General features: G+C 29.1%; 17 protein-coding genes and 11 tRNA genes. 21 read left to right on the top strand and 7 right to left on the bottom strand.

Annotation, left to right across the window (positions count from 1 at the left end; genetic code table 11):
- The first annotated feature begins 140 nt into the window (after positions 1–140).
- Both NSA50_RS13705 and NSA50_RS13700 read left to right on the top strand, forming a co-directional pair.
- Positions 141–404 carry a hypothetical protein gene (locus NSA50_RS13705; RefSeq protein WP_257445831.1) on the top strand — a complete coding sequence of 88 codons (264 nt, stop codon included), beginning with the start codon at positions 141–143 and terminating at the stop codon, positions 402–404.
- Positions 405–523: 119 nt separating this feature from the next.
- Positions 524–1,273: an acyl-[acyl-carrier-protein] thioesterase gene (locus NSA50_RS13700; protein WP_195266329.1), complete on the top strand. Its 750-nt coding sequence runs from the start codon at positions 524–526 to the stop codon at positions 1,271–1,273.
- A gap of 49 nt (positions 1,274–1,322) precedes the next feature.
- On the opposite strand, the gene NSA50_RS13695 is transcribed toward NSA50_RS13700, so the two are convergent.
- A complete protein-coding gene (locus NSA50_RS13695) occupies positions 1,323–2,567 on the bottom strand; it encodes a BaiN/RdsA family NAD(P)/FAD-dependent oxidoreductase (RefSeq protein ID WP_195266327.1) in 1,245 nt (414 codons plus the stop codon).
- A 249-nt stretch (positions 2,568–2,816) separates the two neighbouring features.
- Here NSA50_RS13695 and NSA50_RS13690 point away from each other — a divergent pair, with 249 nt between their 5' ends.
- From NSA50_RS13690 to NSA50_RS13635, 12 genes are all read left to right on the top strand, one after another.
- On the top strand, positions 2,817–3,398 hold the full coding sequence (locus NSA50_RS13690) for a hypothetical protein (RefSeq protein ID WP_195266325.1): 582 nt from the start codon (positions 2,817–2,819) through the stop codon (positions 3,396–3,398).
- A gap of 136 nt (positions 3,399–3,534) precedes the next feature.
- A tRNA-Glu gene (locus tag NSA50_RS13685) sits at positions 3,535–3,609 on the top strand.
- Between the two features lie 4 nt (positions 3,610–3,613).
- A tRNA-Val gene (locus NSA50_RS13680) sits at positions 3,614–3,689 on the top strand.
- An 8-nt stretch (positions 3,690–3,697) separates the two neighbouring features.
- Positions 3,698–3,774 (top strand) — tRNA-Asp (locus tag NSA50_RS13675).
- 27 nt (positions 3,775–3,801) lie between these two features.
- A tRNA-Glu gene (locus NSA50_RS13670) sits at positions 3,802–3,876 on the top strand.
- Positions 3,877–3,879: 3 nt separating this feature from the next.
- Positions 3,880–3,955 (top strand) — tRNA-Val (locus tag NSA50_RS13665).
- Between the two features lie 8 nt (positions 3,956–3,963).
- Positions 3,964–4,040 (top strand) — tRNA-Asp (locus NSA50_RS13660).
- Positions 4,041–4,064: 24 nt separating this feature from the next.
- A tRNA-Thr gene (locus NSA50_RS13655) sits at positions 4,065–4,139 on the top strand.
- A 6-nt stretch (positions 4,140–4,145) separates the two neighbouring features.
- A tRNA-Glu gene (locus tag NSA50_RS13650) sits at positions 4,146–4,220 on the top strand.
- A 4-nt stretch (positions 4,221–4,224) separates the two neighbouring features.
- Positions 4,225–4,300, top strand: a tRNA-Val gene (locus NSA50_RS13645).
- Between the two features lie 7 nt (positions 4,301–4,307).
- Positions 4,308–4,384 (top strand) — tRNA-Asp (locus NSA50_RS13640).
- Positions 4,385–4,410: 26 nt separating this feature from the next.
- Positions 4,411–4,485 (top strand) — tRNA-Thr (locus tag NSA50_RS13635).
- A 111-nt stretch (positions 4,486–4,596) separates the two neighbouring features.
- On the opposite strand, the gene NSA50_RS13630 is transcribed toward NSA50_RS13635, so the two are convergent.
- Positions 4,597–5,571, bottom strand: coding sequence for an ATP-binding protein (locus NSA50_RS13630; RefSeq protein ID WP_195266093.1), 975 nt, complete (start codon positions 5,569–5,571; stop codon positions 4,597–4,599).
- Complete coding sequence (locus NSA50_RS13625; protein WP_195265984.1) at positions 5,564–6,568, bottom strand: DnaD domain protein; 1,005 nt, start codon at positions 6,566–6,568, stop codon at positions 5,564–5,566. Before NSA50_RS13625 ends, NSA50_RS13630 begins: the two co-directional genes overlap by 8 nt.
- A gap of 164 nt (positions 6,569–6,732) precedes the next feature.
- On the opposite strand from NSA50_RS13625, the gene NSA50_RS13620 reads away from it, so the two are divergent.
- Complete coding sequence (locus NSA50_RS13620; RefSeq protein WP_257445828.1) at positions 6,733–7,836, top strand: peptidoglycan DD-metalloendopeptidase family protein; 1,104 nt, start codon at positions 6,733–6,735, stop codon at positions 7,834–7,836.
- A gap of 54 nt (positions 7,837–7,890) precedes the next feature.
- Here the strand turns inward: NSA50_RS13620 and NSA50_RS13615 are convergent, their stop codons facing one another.
- The 4 genes from NSA50_RS13615 to NSA50_RS13600 all read right to left on the bottom strand — a co-directional run bounded on the left by NSA50_RS13615 (position 7,891) and on the right by NSA50_RS13600 (position 10,849).
- Positions 7,891–9,084, bottom strand: a complete 1,194-nt coding sequence (locus NSA50_RS13615) for a S8 family serine peptidase (protein WP_195265988.1) — start codon at positions 9,082–9,084, stop codon at positions 7,891–7,893.
- A 92-nt stretch (positions 9,085–9,176) separates the two neighbouring features.
- Positions 9,177–9,608, bottom strand: a complete 432-nt coding sequence (locus tag NSA50_RS13610) for a DMT family transporter (RefSeq protein WP_195265990.1) — start codon at positions 9,606–9,608, stop codon at positions 9,177–9,179.
- An 89-nt stretch (positions 9,609–9,697) separates the two neighbouring features.
- Positions 9,698–10,147 carry a dUTP diphosphatase gene (locus NSA50_RS13605; protein ID WP_195265992.1) on the bottom strand — a complete coding sequence of 150 codons (450 nt, stop codon included), beginning with the start codon at positions 10,145–10,147 and terminating at the stop codon, positions 9,698–9,700.
- Positions 10,148–10,306: 159 nt separating this feature from the next.
- Positions 10,307–10,849: a hypothetical protein gene (locus NSA50_RS13600; protein WP_195265994.1), complete on the bottom strand. Its 543-nt coding sequence runs from the start codon at positions 10,847–10,849 to the stop codon at positions 10,307–10,309.
- 318 nt (positions 10,850–11,167) lie between these two features.
- Here NSA50_RS13600 and NSA50_RS13595 point away from each other — a divergent pair, with 318 nt between their 5' ends.
- From NSA50_RS13595 to NSA50_RS13570, 6 genes are all read left to right on the top strand, one after another.
- Complete coding sequence (locus NSA50_RS13595; RefSeq protein WP_195266003.1) at positions 11,168–12,427, top strand: UDP-N-acetylglucosamine 1-carboxyvinyltransferase; 1,260 nt, start codon at positions 11,168–11,170, stop codon at positions 12,425–12,427.
- 22 nt (positions 12,428–12,449) lie between these two features.
- A complete protein-coding gene (locus NSA50_RS13590) occupies positions 12,450–13,241 on the top strand; it encodes an MBL fold metallo-hydrolase (protein ID WP_195266005.1) in 792 nt (263 codons plus the stop codon).
- Positions 13,242–13,265: 24 nt separating this feature from the next.
- Positions 13,266–13,427 carry a CxxH/CxxC protein gene (locus NSA50_RS13585; protein ID WP_195266007.1) on the top strand — a complete coding sequence of 54 codons (162 nt, stop codon included), beginning with the start codon at positions 13,266–13,268 and terminating at the stop codon, positions 13,425–13,427.
- A gap of 44 nt (positions 13,428–13,471) precedes the next feature.
- Positions 13,472–13,969, top strand: a complete 498-nt coding sequence (locus NSA50_RS13580) for an SEC-C metal-binding domain-containing protein (RefSeq protein ID WP_195266009.1) — start codon at positions 13,472–13,474, stop codon at positions 13,967–13,969.
- A gap of 166 nt (positions 13,970–14,135) precedes the next feature.
- Positions 14,136–14,777: a lactate utilization protein gene (locus NSA50_RS13575; RefSeq protein ID WP_257445823.1), complete on the top strand. Its 642-nt coding sequence runs from the start codon at positions 14,136–14,138 to the stop codon at positions 14,775–14,777.
- Between the two features lie 175 nt (positions 14,778–14,952).
- The gene (locus NSA50_RS13570; RefSeq protein WP_195266013.1) at positions 14,953–15,612 is read left to right on the top strand and encodes an Hsp20 family protein; all 660 of its coding nucleotides are present in this window, start codon (positions 14,953–14,955) and stop codon (positions 15,610–15,612) included.
- Positions 15,613–15,615 lie beyond the last annotated feature (3 nt).

Below are 15,615 nucleotides of genomic sequence, written 5' to 3'. Positions count from 1 at the left end.
AATACTAATTGTTGATTAGTATTGTATAAACTGAATAGTTTCATGATTTAAGTTTATGCAAAAAAGGTGGATTCTATTGAATCCACCTTTTCCCATTTATTCGGCTAGTTGCTTTTGCAACAGCCCCGTTAATAGTCATTATGAAATTTATACATAATAATACAAATAAGACTAATACTATAAAAAGAAAATATAGTAGAGGTGAGAAGATGATAAATAGGAATATGACTGTATTAGAAGCTATACAAGAAAATCATCAAGTTGAACAAATCTTTTTAAGCTTTGGAATAGGATGTGGAATTTTTAGCAATAATATTGGAAGTACAATAGAAGACATATGTATAAAAAGAGGAATAGATGTAGAGAAATTACTTAATGAATTAAATTATAATAGATTTTACTAAGAGGAAGTAGAAGTACTTTTATCATAGTTTTTCTAAAATATATAAAAAGTGCTATAATTATAGTATTATTTCAGCTCTGTAGAAATACAGAGTTTTGATATTTAGATTAGGAGGATATTATGGGGAAAAGTTATAGTAAAGAATACGAATTACATTATTACGATGTAGATAGTAACTTAAGGTGTACAATGTCAACTATTATAAATATTTTATCTGATATAGGTACAAAACAATCAGAAGAGCTGGGATCAGGTATGGAAGCTTTATTAAAAGATAATATGACATGGGTATTTTATAACTATCATGTAAAAGTATTTAGACATCCAATGTATGGAGAAAAGCTATCAGTGAAAACTGAGGCTGTAGGATTTAAGAAATTTTATGCTTTAAGAAATTATGAAATTAAAGATAGCAGTGGGAATGTGGTTGTATCTGCTAATGCCATATTTTTATTAGTCAATCTAGAAAAAAGAAGAATGATGAGAATACCTCAAGAGCAGTATGAAATTTATGGTGTAGATGGCGATATGAAAGAGGAATTTAAGCTTCCTAGATTAGAAAAGATTAATGAACATAAGTATGAAAGAAACTTCAAGATAAGATATACAGATATAGATTTTAATAAGCATGTAAATAATACTAAATACATCGATTGGGCTATTGAAACATTACCAGAAGATATCGTAAATAGTTATGTTTTAAATGAAGTAAAAGTAACATTTGAAAAAGAATGCACTTACGGTGAAGAGGTAAAAGTATTTACAGATGTTAGATTAGAAGAGGGAGATGAAATAGTTACTATTCATAAAATAGAAACTGTTGATGGAAAGGAATTGACAAGATTAATTTGTCGTTGGAATAAGTGCTAAATTATAAAAAAGGAGTAATGAATGATAATTTATTACTCCTTTTTTTGTATTAAGAATTTGCTATATTTTTTGAAACAAAATGACCTGAACTCCAAGCCCATTGAAGATTAAAGCCGCCACAATCGCCATCTACATCGAGTATTTCACCACAAAAATATAAATTTTCAACTAATTTAGATTCAAGTGTTTTTGGGTTAACTTCTTTAGTGTTTATTCCGCCAATGGTAACTTGAGCTTGGTTAAATCCATTAGTATCAATGCATTTAAATTTCCAATGCTTTAGTAGAGTGATAAGTCTTTTTTTCTCATCCCATTGTAAGTCATAACAAGGTTTATGTAAATCTTCTATTTTAGCTTCCTTTAATAGTATTGGAATTAATTTTTTATGTACAATTCCAATTAAAGAGCTTATAACAGGTCTATGAGAAAACATTGCAAAATGGCTTTCCATAAAATCCTCTATTTCTGATAGAGATTGATTAGGCATCATGTCTACAACAACCTCAACATTTTTTTTCTTTAATAAGGCTTTAGATGCATGACCTGAAATTTGAAGAATTGGAGGTCCTGATATTCCGTAGTCGGTAAAGAGGATTTCACCAAATTCTTTTCTTATTGGTTCACCATTAACTAATAATATTGCATATCCATCAAATTTAACTCCTGAAATAGATTTTAAATAAGTATAATTCAATTTTAATTGAACTATTCCAGGAATGGTTTCAACTATTGAATGTCCAAATGATTTTGCTAAGTTATAAGCAGAACCATCAGATCCAGTTTTTACTGCTGATTTTCCTCCACAAGCTAAAATTAACTTGTTACATGTGAATAACTTATTTTCTTCGTTACTTGTGGATAATTTAAAGACATTTTTCTTGTGGATATCTTTTACTTTACAATCTGTGTATAAAGGAATACCTCTATCTTCTAAGGCTAATTTTAATATATCCACAACTGAAGATGCCTGAAGAGATTTGGGATACATCTTACCATTTTTTAATTCCACAATGGGAAGTCCTAATGATAGAAAAAAGTTTTCGGTGTCATCTACACCGAAGTTTGATAAAACATTTGTGAAAAATCCTGGATTTTCACTATGGTAAGATAGAAAAGGGAATGAAATTGTTCTATTAGAAATGTTACAACGACCATTTCCTGTAGTTAATATTTTTTTACCTATTCTATCAGTACCTTCAACTATGGCAACATCTAATCCGAAATCTTTAGCGGTAATAGCTGCAGATAAGCCAGAAGCACCACCGCCAACTATAATTAAATCATGATGAATCATAATAAATCTCCTTAATAAATTAATAATTTTAATTTTATCATATTATAATTTTTTTGGTTAATATAATAATATTCTATATATGTAAAAATCTTTATTTGCTTTTAATTTTAGATATAAATCCTAGTGTGTAATTTAACAAATATGAATTAATACAAATTATAATATAAATTCTTTAAATCTGTAATCTTTAAAAAATATATAATATAAATTTATGAATATGGAATAATAAATAATGAATGAGGTGAGGTTATGATAGTTAAAGTAGTTAATCAAGATAATGAAGATTACAATAAAGAATTCAAGTTAAGAAGAATGAACTATGATCAATGTGTAGTAAACTATCCTAATTCTAAGGGGATTAATATATTCTTAAATAAAGATTTGAAGTTTATTCCGGAATCAGATGTAGATGATTTTTTAATAAATAACAAAGATTTTCTAAAAATAAAATTAAATAGGGGAATATCTGTGCAATTTTATAAAATATTATTTGATAGTTTTAAGGATCAATTTGAAGAAATTGTAGAGGAAATAAATTTATTAAAAGATAAGTATTCTGTAAATAAAAGAGGGATATGGGAAAAGGAAATAATTTGTGTAATAAATGATAAGATTCCTGTAAAGATAATTGCTAGTGGACAAAACTTTAGGAAAAATAATTATAAAATAAATATAGAAGAAATAAATAGAGAAGAATTTTTAGAAGTTTGTAATTTTGAAATGAATAAAATAAAAAAAGAAATAAAAGAAAATCAATCACATTTATTAAGATATGAAAGAGCTATAAACGTAGTAAAATTCGGCGATAATAGCACTAAATTATTGACTTAAATACACGTATAAATAAAGTAAATAAAAAATAAAAAAAAAAGTTATTAAAAAGTGTTGACACTATATTAAAATTTATGTATTATAGTTAATGTGCTCGCCGACAGAACAGCTCGGTTGAGAAAAACAAAAAGAACATGGCTCCTTGGTCAAGCGGTCAAGACACCACCCTTTCACGGTGGTAACAGGGGTTCGATTCCCCTAGGAGTCACCATTATGGAAGCATAGCTCAGCTGGGAGAGCATCTGCCTTACAAGCAGAGGGTCACAGGTTCGATCCCTGTTGTTTCCACCATAAAATTTGGCTCAGTAGCTCAGTTGGTTAGAGTGCCGGCCTGTCACGCCGGAGGTCGAGGGTTCGAGCCCCTTCTGAGTCGCCACTTTAAAGTGCGATAAAAAAATTATTTGGCTCCTTGGTCAAGCGGTTAAGACACCACCCTTTCACGGTGGTAACAGGGGTTCGATTCCCCTAGGAGTCACCATATGGAAGCATAGCTCAGCTGGGAGAGCATCTGCCTTACAAGCAGAGGGTCACAGGTTCGATCCCTGTTGTTTCCACCATAAAATTTGGCTCAGTAGCTCAGTTGGTTAGAGTGCCGGCCTGTCACGCCGGAGGTCGAGGGTTCGAGCCCCTTCTGAGTCGCCACTTTAAAGTGAATAAAATTATTATGCTGGCATGGCTCAACGGTAGAGCAGCTGACTTGTAATCAGCAGGTTGTAGGTTCGATTCCTATTGCCAGCTCCAGTTTATGGCTCCTTGGTCAAGCGGTTAAGACACCACCCTTTCACGGTGGTAACAGGGGTTCGATTCCCCTAGGAGTCACCATTATGGAAGCATAGCTCAGCTGGGAGAGCATCTGCCTTACAAGCAGAGGGTCACAGGTTCGATCCCTGTTGTTTCCACCATAAATTTGGCTCAGTAGCTCAGTTGGTTAGAGTGCCGGCCTGTCACGCCGGAGGTCGAGGGTTCGAGCCCCTTCTGAGTCGCCACTTTAAAGTGAATAGAATTACTATGCGCTGGCATGGCTCAACGGTAGAGCAGCTGACTTGTAATCAGCAGGTTGTAGGTTCGATTCCTATTGCCAGCTCCAGAAAGACTTTAGATTTATCTAAAGTCTTTTTTGTATATAAAATTATACTTTATAGAACATAAATAAAGAAGTGTAACATTAAATTTTTAACATTCAATATTACACTTCTTTTTATTTTTTCTTCAAATTTAATTGAATTCTTATGTCTTCAGAATAAAACTTATATAACTTAAAATTCCCTAGGAGTCTGGAAGAAATTCTTTCAGAATAATTTTTACTTATATCAGGTAAAGATAAGTTTGTAGAAATTAGCATTTTTTTCTTCTTTAATAACTTTTTATTTAAAAAATTAAAAAATTCTGTTGCAGAGAATTCTGTAAGTTGTTCTGCGCCTAAGTCATCTATTATTAGTAGATCACAATTTATTAAAAGGTCTTCTAAATTATAATTATTTTCAAATCTTATTTCTCTTAAATTTTTAATAAGTTCATCTATACTTCTATAAACGACTAAATAGCCTTTATCAAGAAGTTCTTTTGCTACGCAACAACTTAGGAAGGTTTTTCCGGTCCCCGAATCACCATAAAATAACATATTATCATTATTTTTAGAAAAGTTCGGAATAAAATCTCCATTTATATACTCAAGAATATTTTCAATGTTTTTCCTAGGGGTGTACTTATCATCGCTTATTTTATAATTAGCAAATAAAGATAAATCAAAGTTATTGAAGTTATTTACTCTTAGTGAATCTTGTAAATCAGAGTCTTTATAGTAAAGGTTAACTAATTTATTTTTATAGCAAATACATTTTGTACTACCAATGTATCCCTGATCTTTACATTTACTACATCTATGATGAAGTGCTAAATATTCTGGATCATATCCATTGGCTACGAGAGCTTCATACTTTTTAAATCTAAGTTCAACTATTTCTTCTTTCAGACTTTTAAGTTCTAATTCATTTATGCCTTTTAAAATTGACATAGCTAAATTAAGTGATTTTTTCTGAATTAAGTTATCTAATTCTAAGATATCTGGATGATTCTCCTTTATTTCTTTACGTCTTTTTTCTAAGTTTTTTTCCTCTTCAAGTCGTATGTTTTCATATATTAATGTTAATTCTTTTTCATATCCTTTAATCATCATTATCCCATCCTAATAATTTCTTTTCTAAATCATCATAATCATAGTCACGGCCTTTAAAGTTATTGAATCTTAATTTAGGTTTTTCATATGAATTTGATTTTTGAGTGTTAAAATTCTTTTTAGAAGATGAATTTTTATAAGAGGTTTCTTTTTCTTCAATTTGTTTTAATGTTCTTAAGTTATCTTTATTCCAACTGGACAATATTCCATCTATATACTTAAAATCAGCTCTATTTAACCTTTGGAAACAAATATCACATGCTTTTTTTATTATATCTAATGAAAAGTTGTACGATGTAGTCCATTTCTCTAACATATCTTCTTGGGGTTTCATTATATCAGTATTTCTAATTCCCAAGAATTTTAAAATTTCTCTATAAGTACCCCATTTATCTTCAGTTTTTCTTATATAATTTTGAGCGTCATCAATTGTTTTTATATTCATCTCATGCCAAGCTAAAGCAACCTTTTCGATATATCTATGATTTGTTTTTCCTTTAGAAACACAGTACTCTATAAGCAGTAGTATAAGTTCTGAAGAAAACTTAAAATCTTTTTTCCAACTTATATAGGTTGTGAATTCACTAGGGGATAGTGGTCTACCTAACAGTTTTTCTATATCTTTTAGCATACCATTGTTAGATTCATCCGAAAGTTCAGCTAATATATTGATTTCTTCTCTATTAACAATATTTTCAGATGAAAGATCTATAAATTCTATATCAAAGTTTCCCATTTTATCTATTGGAACTAGTTTAATTACTCCTTCTTCATTCCAGTAGTTAAGGGCGTTTATTATATCTGACTCTAATAAGTTCAATGATGTAGCTAAGATTGATGCATTAACACCGATTTCGCCTGTAAAATTATATTTAAGCATAAGAAGATATACTTTAATAAATTCTCCTCTAGCTTTAGGCATATATTTTTCAATAAATGCATTACTGACAGGAGTAAATTTTAAAGGCTTTGATTTAAGCATAAAAGTGCTCATATTTACATCTACCTTTCTAAAATTAATTGTATAGTAAGATAATTATAACAAAGTGGTGAATTAGGCTCAACAAAACTATTGAATATATAAAAAGAATATTATTTCTAAATTTGGCAAAACTAATAGATGTGTTGCTTAACATTATTAATATGAAAGGAGATTTTATGGATACAAAAGGAGACTCGGGAATAATAATTAAATATGTTATATTATCAATATTTAGTGTTATTCTAACTATAAATATTAATTGTATTAAGGTTAGTGCTAATACAAATGATGCATTAAATAATATTGACTTAAATAACTCAAGATATTCTTTATATGATAAAATATCTGATGATAATATATTTGAAAATTTAATTGTTGCGGTAACGGGTAAAATAAATGGCTATGAAGTTAAATTGGATAATAAAGTTATAGGATATACTTCAATAGAAAATAATCTAACTAATATAAAAGATTTAGTTTTGAGGAAAGTTATAGACGAAATGAATATCAATGAAGACTCAGTATTATCATTTGAAATAAATGGAGATATAGATTTACAAGAAAGTAGATTTGACTTAGGTTTATTACAGACAAATGATGAACTAGCTAATTATATATATAAATTATCACAAGAAGAATCAAGTAAGATTAAATTAAATGTGAAATATACTACTGAGGAAAATGTAAAAATTCAGCCTAATACAATAATAATACCAAGTGATTCAATGTATTTAGGAGAAAGTAAGGTTGAATATGGAGAAGTTGGATTAAAGAAGCAAGTTAAAGAAGTTACTTATGAAAACAATAAACTAATAGAAACTAAGGTTGTCAGTGAAGAAGTAATAAAAGAGCAAATTAGTAAAAAGATATACAGAGGAACAAAAAATCCTTATGATTATGGAGTTGCTTTTTTAAGTAGCCCAACTAGGGGGGGATACATGACCTCTGGATATGGAGAGCGATGGAACTCTTTCCATAAGGGAATAGATATTGCAGGTAATATAGGAGATGATGTATTAGTTGCAATGGATGGAGAGATTACTTACGCACAGTATAATGACGGTGGTTATGGAAATTTAATAATGGTTAAGCATGAAGATAATATGGTTACATATTATGGTCATTTAAGTGACTTTTACGTTAAGGTAGGAGATAAGGTTAAAAAAGGAGATATAATAGGTGCTATTGGAAATACTGGATTTAGTACTGGTCCCCATTTACATTTTGAACTTAGAGTAGATAATGATCCTGTAGATCCTACTAACTATATTGTACAATAATTTACTAGTTAATATAAAAAATTATAAAATGAAAGGTGCTTAAATTAGTACCTTTCATTTTAATATAGAGTTTATATTTATTTTTCCATCGCCTTGGCAATTCTTTGGCATATCAAGTTGTTCACAAGAGACTTTTAAAAGTGAAATTATATCTTTTGGAGTTAAATCTTCATTATTCTCATAAATTAAAGCACAAATACCAGTTACATAAGCAGCAGCTAGAGAGGTACCACTAAATGTTTTATATGAACTATCAAGTTTTGATGGATAAAGTTTAATACCATCTTTTTCGGAAATATAATTAGTATTAGAGTTTAAAGAAACTATATCAACACATGCTGCACATAAATTAGGTTTTGAATCTTTTTTTAGTGATCCTATAGATGAATAAGTATAAGGCTTAACCTTTGATGTAGAATCATATCCTGAGACTGTTATGCAATCAGGACATAAAGCAATTCCTGTAATTGATCCATCTAAATTTTTATTGCTTCCACTTGGAACTATACAAGTTATGTTTTTACTATTTACTAATGAAACCATTATATCAAAACACTTTTGTAGAAATATATTATAATGTAGAAGCTCAAATGGTAAACATAACAGCTTAATATTATGTTTTTCAGACTCTTCGGAAACCATTTCCATTGAATAAAGTATATCAGATATATATCCTTTACCACTCTTATCAAATGCTTTGTAGCAATATATATTACATCCAGGAGCAACTCCACGATACATACCATTTGATTTTTCACCATTTCCTGCAATTATTCCAGCAGTACAAGTACCGTGACCATTATCATCATACGGATATTTAAGCCCATTTATTAAATCAACAAACATAGATATTCTATTATATGGAGTAACTAAATCAGGATGAGGATAAACTCCAGTATCTATGATTGCAACACCTATTCCTTGTCCCTTACTTTTAGTTTTACTAGATATTCTTACTTTATTAGCAGTGCTAACACTCATGCCACATAAAAATAGATATTCATCAAAGCAAATATATTCAACCTCAGGATATTCTAATAATCTTTGAATACCTCTGGAATTTAATCTAGCGGATATTATCTTGCAATGTTTTATATTGCTCATAACTTCCCCTTTATAAGATGCGATTTTCTTTATGATACTATCCTGAAATCTTTTATATTTAATAAGTATCCTATAATTATTATAGGGCTTTGATAACATACAACTCTTTAAATTTGTATCTAACTTTTTATTAGAAGAAAACATAATATACTCCTAAAATTAATTACATTATATAGTATATTAAAAGTTTCAATTTTGTTAATATTATAATTTATTATATAAAAAAAGGAGAAGTGCTAACCTCTCCATTTAAATATAACTATTCCTAATATCATTATAGATATTCCAATAAACTCTTTAATATGGAATGATATTTTTTCAGCTCCGAATAATCCGAATGCATCTATAAGCCCTGCAGAAGCTAATTGAGCAACTAGGATTATGCCAATCCCACATGTAGCACCCATAGCGCCAATGCTCCTCATAACAGTAAAAGTAATTATGACTCCAAGGACACCACCAAGTAAATAGAGTTTGTTTACTTCTTTTATTTCTTTAAAGCTACCTTTTCCAAAGAACATCACTATAATTAAGGTTAAAACTAATGCAGTGCCTTGAACTATAACGTTTGTTTCCCAAGTGCCAACTTTTTCTTCTAATTTAGTATTGAATACGCCTTGTAGTGTCATAGATATCCCTGATATTATTGCATATATGATTGCTAGCATATTAAATCACCTCAGGAATAGTATGCCACTTAAAGAAGAGAAATATTAAAAAAACCTTCTATTATTTATAGAAGGTTTTTAATTATATACTAAATAAATGATTCTTTAATTTTAGATTCTGAATAACCTAAAGTAATTCCTAAGCTGATAAAATCTTCAACAAGTGTTATATAATGATCTTCAGAAGGTGATATTATTAAGTCATTTAAATCTATAAATAGATTTAAAAATTGATCGCTCAAACAATAATCATTTGGTTTAATAAGGACTTCTTCGATATGATCGTAATGTCTATCTATACCAAGATTAATTATATGAGCAAAACAATCTAAATATTTCTCAAATAATATTGATTTATTCATTGGTTCATCTTCTGATATCCAATACTTATAACATTTAGTTTCATCTGCTAGATAGCTTAATTTTGTATGTAATTCTAGGTGTTTTCTAGCCCAAATTTTATATTCGCTTAAGTTATTATCAATAATGATTTTTTTATTTTTTTCTTTTTGCGATTCAAAAAAAGATACAATATTCATAAATATCCTCCTGCTTTTAAGGATTTACTATAATATATTTTACAAAAATATTTTACAAATGAAAAGTGTGGTAAACGAATACAAAAAAATAAATTTTTTATATATTAAGAAAATAAAAAAAGTGTTTAAAATAATTAAACACTTTCTGATATTTAATAATCATAAATAAAGGTTCTTTTTTAAAGGATAACTTTTTATTAATGTTTCTCTTTTGTTAGCAGAGAATTTCCATAGCTCTATTCTATCAACTTTAAGAGTTTCACAATTAGATTTAAAATTAACTCCACCATCAAATTTTTTCATATCCTTTGGAAGGTAATTAAGATTAGCTAAAGATATATGCATCGATGGTTCGCTATTGAAATTCTGTATATTAAATCCATGTAATTTTAATGTATCACTCATTAATCTTGTAAGTCTCTTTATATATCCTACATCTTCTATCTTCATATTTAAAGTTTTGCTTGCCTCTGAAACTGATACTTCAGTAGAGAGTTGAACCTTGAAATTTTTGTAGGGTTTAACTATTTTGTCTACAACAACATCCAATTTATCTATATTAGGATTTTCTATTATCTCTAATGGAATGTAAGGTGTTGGAGAATTCCTATTAGCTCTAAATTTTTTAGATAGATTTCTTTGTATAGGATTCAAGTTTTTATAAGATTCTTCATCAAATAATGCCACTAAATAATATTTCATAGCTTTAGCCTCTCATATCAAATTAGTTTATATTTTCATTTTATTTTATGTATTTTAAATGAATACAAACTTTGTTATAAATTATAACATATTAAAATAAATTAAAAAAGATAATATAAAGAAAAGTTCAAATATTATAAAGGTTAGGGAAAATGGTAATTGGAATAAAAAACTCTATTTCCTAAAATTATTTTTATGTTATAATGAGTATTGTAAGTTTTTTAAGAATGTAAATTAAGAATGAAATTTAACAATGGATAATAGTTGAAATAATAGGAAAGATTAATATATATATAAATTATGATAAGGGTGAAATGGATGGAAAAATTAGTTATAAATGGAGGCAAAGTCTTAAAAGGATCAGTTGATATAAATGGTGCTAAAAATTCGGCTGTAGCAATATTACCAGCAGCTATAATGGCTAGCGAAGGAAAGTGCATAATTGATAACGTGCCTGATATAGAAGATGTACATTGTTTAGAAAGAATATTAACCAGCCTTGGTTGTTCAGTAAATAAGATAGATAATAATACTTTAGAGATAGATGCTACTGATGTGAGAAGTGTAGAAGCTTGCACTGATGATGTAAGAAGAATGAGAGCGTCATATTACTTTATTGGGGCTTTATTATCAAGATTTAAGAGGGCAAGAGTTGAACTTCCAGGAGGATGTCCTATAGGGGTTAGACCTATAGATCAACATATAAAGGGATTTGAAGCATTAGGAGCAAATGTTACCATAGAGCATGGAGCAGTTATCGTTGAAGCAGAGCATCTTCACGGAGCAAATATATTTTTCGATGTTGTTACAGTTGGAGCAACTATAAATGTTATGATAGCAGCAACTTTAGCAGACGGGACAACTGTACTTGAAAATGTTGCAAAAGAACCTCATGTAGTAGATGTTGCTAACTTCTTAAACTCTATGGGAGCAGATATAAAAGGTGCTGGAACGGATGTAATTAGAATAAGAGGTGTAGAAAAGTTAACAGGATGCAATTATAGCGTTATACCAGATCAAATAGAAGCTGGTACATTTATGATAGCAGCAGCAGCAACTAAGGGGGATGTAACTATAAAGAATGTTATACCAAAGCACTTAGAATCAATTGCAGCAAAGCTTATAGAAATGGGAGCTATGGTTGAAGAAGGGGATGATAGTGTTAGAGTATATGTTGAAGGAGATCTAAAAGGAGTTAATGTAAAGACTGCTCCATATCCAGGATTCCCAACAGATGTTCAACAACCAATGTCAGCTTTATTAAGTATAGTACCTGGTAAAAGTTTAATAGCTGAAAGTATATGGGAAAGTAGACATAAGCATATAGATGAGCTTAAGAAAATGGGAGCTACTATAAAAGTAGAAGAAAGAACAGCTATAATAGAGGGTTGTGAAAAGCTAGTAGGAGCTAAAGTTATAGCTACTGACTTAAGAGCTGGAGCAGCTATGGTAATAGCAGGTTTAGTTGCAGAAGGAGTAACTGAAATATTAGAAATAGAACATATAGATAGAGGATATCCGCATATTGAAAATAAGTTTACTGCATTAGGCGCAGACATAATGAGAGTAGCGGAATAATATCTGCATGGGGGATAGTAAAATGAAGTTTTGCTCATTATACAGTGGGAGCAGCGGCAACAGTATATTTGTTGCTTCAGAACATGCAAAGATATTAATAGATGCGGGTTTACCAGGAAAGAAGATAGATGATGCCTTAAGGAGTATTGGAGAAAATCCAAGCGAGATAGATGGAATATTTGTAACCCATGAACACTCTGATCACATAAAGGGAATAGGGGTATTATCTCGCAAATACGATATTCCTATATATAGCAATGCAGATACATGGATGGCTATGGAAGGAAATATAGGAAAAATAAAAGAGCATAATATAAGAATAATGGATAGAAGGTCAACACTGTCTATAAATGATTTAGATATAATATCATTTAACATACCTCATGATGCAGTTGCTCCAGTTGGATATACTATGCACCATAATGGTAAAAAAGTTAGTGTTACTACAGACTTTGGAATATATACAGAAGAAATACGAGATAATATAAAGGATTCAGAAGTCATATTATTAGAGAGTAATCATGATGTAAATATGCTAAAGTTTGGACCGTATCCTTATAGTTTAAAAAGAAGAATACTAAGTGAGGTTGGGCATTTATCTAATGAGGATTGTGGTAAGGCAATAGTAGACTTAATTAGATATAAGCCAAACAAAAAATTGATATTAGGACATTTAAGTGGAACTAATAATCATCCAGATTTAGCTCTAGAAACAGTTAGTTCTGTATTGAAGGAGCATGGTATAATACCTAAAGAGGATATTGACTTAACTATGGCTAATAGACATAGCCCAAGTAATCTAATAGAAGTTTAGTTATAAGGAAGAAGATGAATTATTATGAATAGTAAGGAAATATATGCATGTAAGGTTCACATTGATGATGCAATGGATGATTTAATTAACTATGAGGAAACTTTTCCTATTATGGAAAAGGTTAAAGATGGAAAATGTAGTTATTGTAGTGAAAATGCAGAGTACATAATTAAAGCGAATGAGTAAAAATAATAAATTAATATAAAACCATTAAAAAGGAGAAGGAACTTATGAGTTTATATAAACAATGGACAGATATGGTAGTTGAGTATGTTAAGACAAAGGGAGAACAAGCTTTTTGGAATGAGTATATGGAAATTGAAAAGGCTATATACAAAGATATATTAGCAAAGCACAAGGAAAATTATACTTTTACAATTAATGATTTAGCTAATAAGCATAATACAACTCCAGAATTTATTATGGGATTCGTTGACGGAATAAACGATAGTTTAAAGAATGGCCTTGATTTAGAAGCTTTAACAGCTACAGATGAAATAACATTAGATGTAGATTTAGAGAAATTATATTACAATATGTTAGATGCAAAAGCAGAATATCTATACTCTTTACCTCAATGGGAAGGAATATTCTCACCAGAAAAGAGAAAAGAAATTCAAAAGAAATATAGAGAATCTGTTATGGTAAGAAATGAAAATAAAATAGGAAGAAATGATCCGTGCACATGTGGAAGTGGAAAGAAATATAAAAAGTGCTGTGGAAAATAGTTTAAAATAAAAGAGGCCTATATTTAAATAGGTCTTTTTTTGCTGCAAATAGGTATATTTAAATATCTATTTAATAAGTTTATAATAGTTATAAAGGATATTTAAACTATTAATATTTAAACTATTAATATTTAATCTATATTATAAATATTTGGGGGAGTTATATATGGACAATAATTTAAAATGGGTTAATGAGCAAAAGATAAATAGAACTATAGAAGCATTAAATAATAATAATATAAACGGATATTTAGTAAATACAAAGGATGAATTAATAAAAAAGATAACTGAGATTGTTAAAGATGGAGCAGTAGTGTCTTGTGGAGGATCTATGTCTCTTTTTGAGTATGGAGTTATAGATCATTTAAGAAGCGGAAGATATGAGTTTCTAGATAGATATAAAGAGGGACTAACTTCAGAAGAAATTACTAGAATATTCAAAGAAAGCTTTTTAGCAGATGCATACTTTGCAAGTAGTAATGCAGTAACTGAAGATGGAAAGTTATATAATGTTGATGGCAATGGAAATAGAGTTGCAGCAATGTTATTTGGGCCTGATAAAGTTATTCTTTTAGTTGGTGTAAATAAGATTGTTAAAGATATTGATGAAGCTGTTAAAAGAAATAGGGAAATAAGTGCGCCATCTAATGCAAAGAGATTAAATAAAAAGACTCCATGTGCTAAGGTTGGATATTGCATGGATTGTAAAAGTAATGAAAAGATATGTAGAGAGTTTGCTGTTATAGCAAGTCAAAGCAATAAGGACAGAATGCATGTAATATTTATGAATGAAAACATAGGATATTAGAGGTCAGCAATTTATAAAATTAGGGAACAATTAATTATAATGAAATTGGAAGTTAAGAAGTGAAAGTGTATATTTAAAATTTAGTTTTAAAACACATCATTTCTTAATTTTTGTGTCAAAAATTCTTGTATTAAATAAAATTATATTATAAGAATTTATAAGGTAGGAGATATATATGTTTAATATGTTCCCTTTTTTAATTAATAACATGATGGGTGGCATGTTTAATGGAAGTACAAGTAGTGGAAATAATAATATAAATAATAATTATAATAATGGTTATGGATATACTAGTTTTAGTAACGGAAGTGATATGATTGGTATTTTGGGAGGAACGTTTAATAGTGTATTCAATCAAGTTTTCACAACATTAATCACAAATGAGGATTTAATAAATAACATAGTTGATACAGTTTTAAATAGTGATGTTGTAAATTCTGTTTTAGAGAGCATAGAGGATGATGAGCTAGATTTAGATTTTATTGATTATGGTGATAGGTACTTAATAGAAGGAAAATTAGTTGGACTAGATAAGAAAGATATAGATATAGATTATGAAGATGACCACATAAGAATAAAGATTAAGAGAAATCAAGTTTTCAATAATGGAAATTCAATGGTTGCAATCTTTCAAGAAGGATCTAATCTAGAAAAGAGCTATTATGTGCCAAATGTTGAAGCAAATAAAATTCAAGCTGTTTATAATGCAGATGTTCTAAGAATTTATTTAAAGAAGAGACCACCTGTAGATAAAGATACAACAATTATAGATGTAGAAAATTTTACTGATGCAGATGATATTATAGAAATAGATACCTATATAGATTCAAAATAATAA

This window comes from Clostridium mucosae (assembly GCF_024622765.1).
Lineage (GTDB): Bacteria > Bacillota > Clostridia > Clostridiales > Clostridiaceae > Clostridium.
This window is presented reverse-complemented; position numbering and strand designations above follow the sequence as displayed.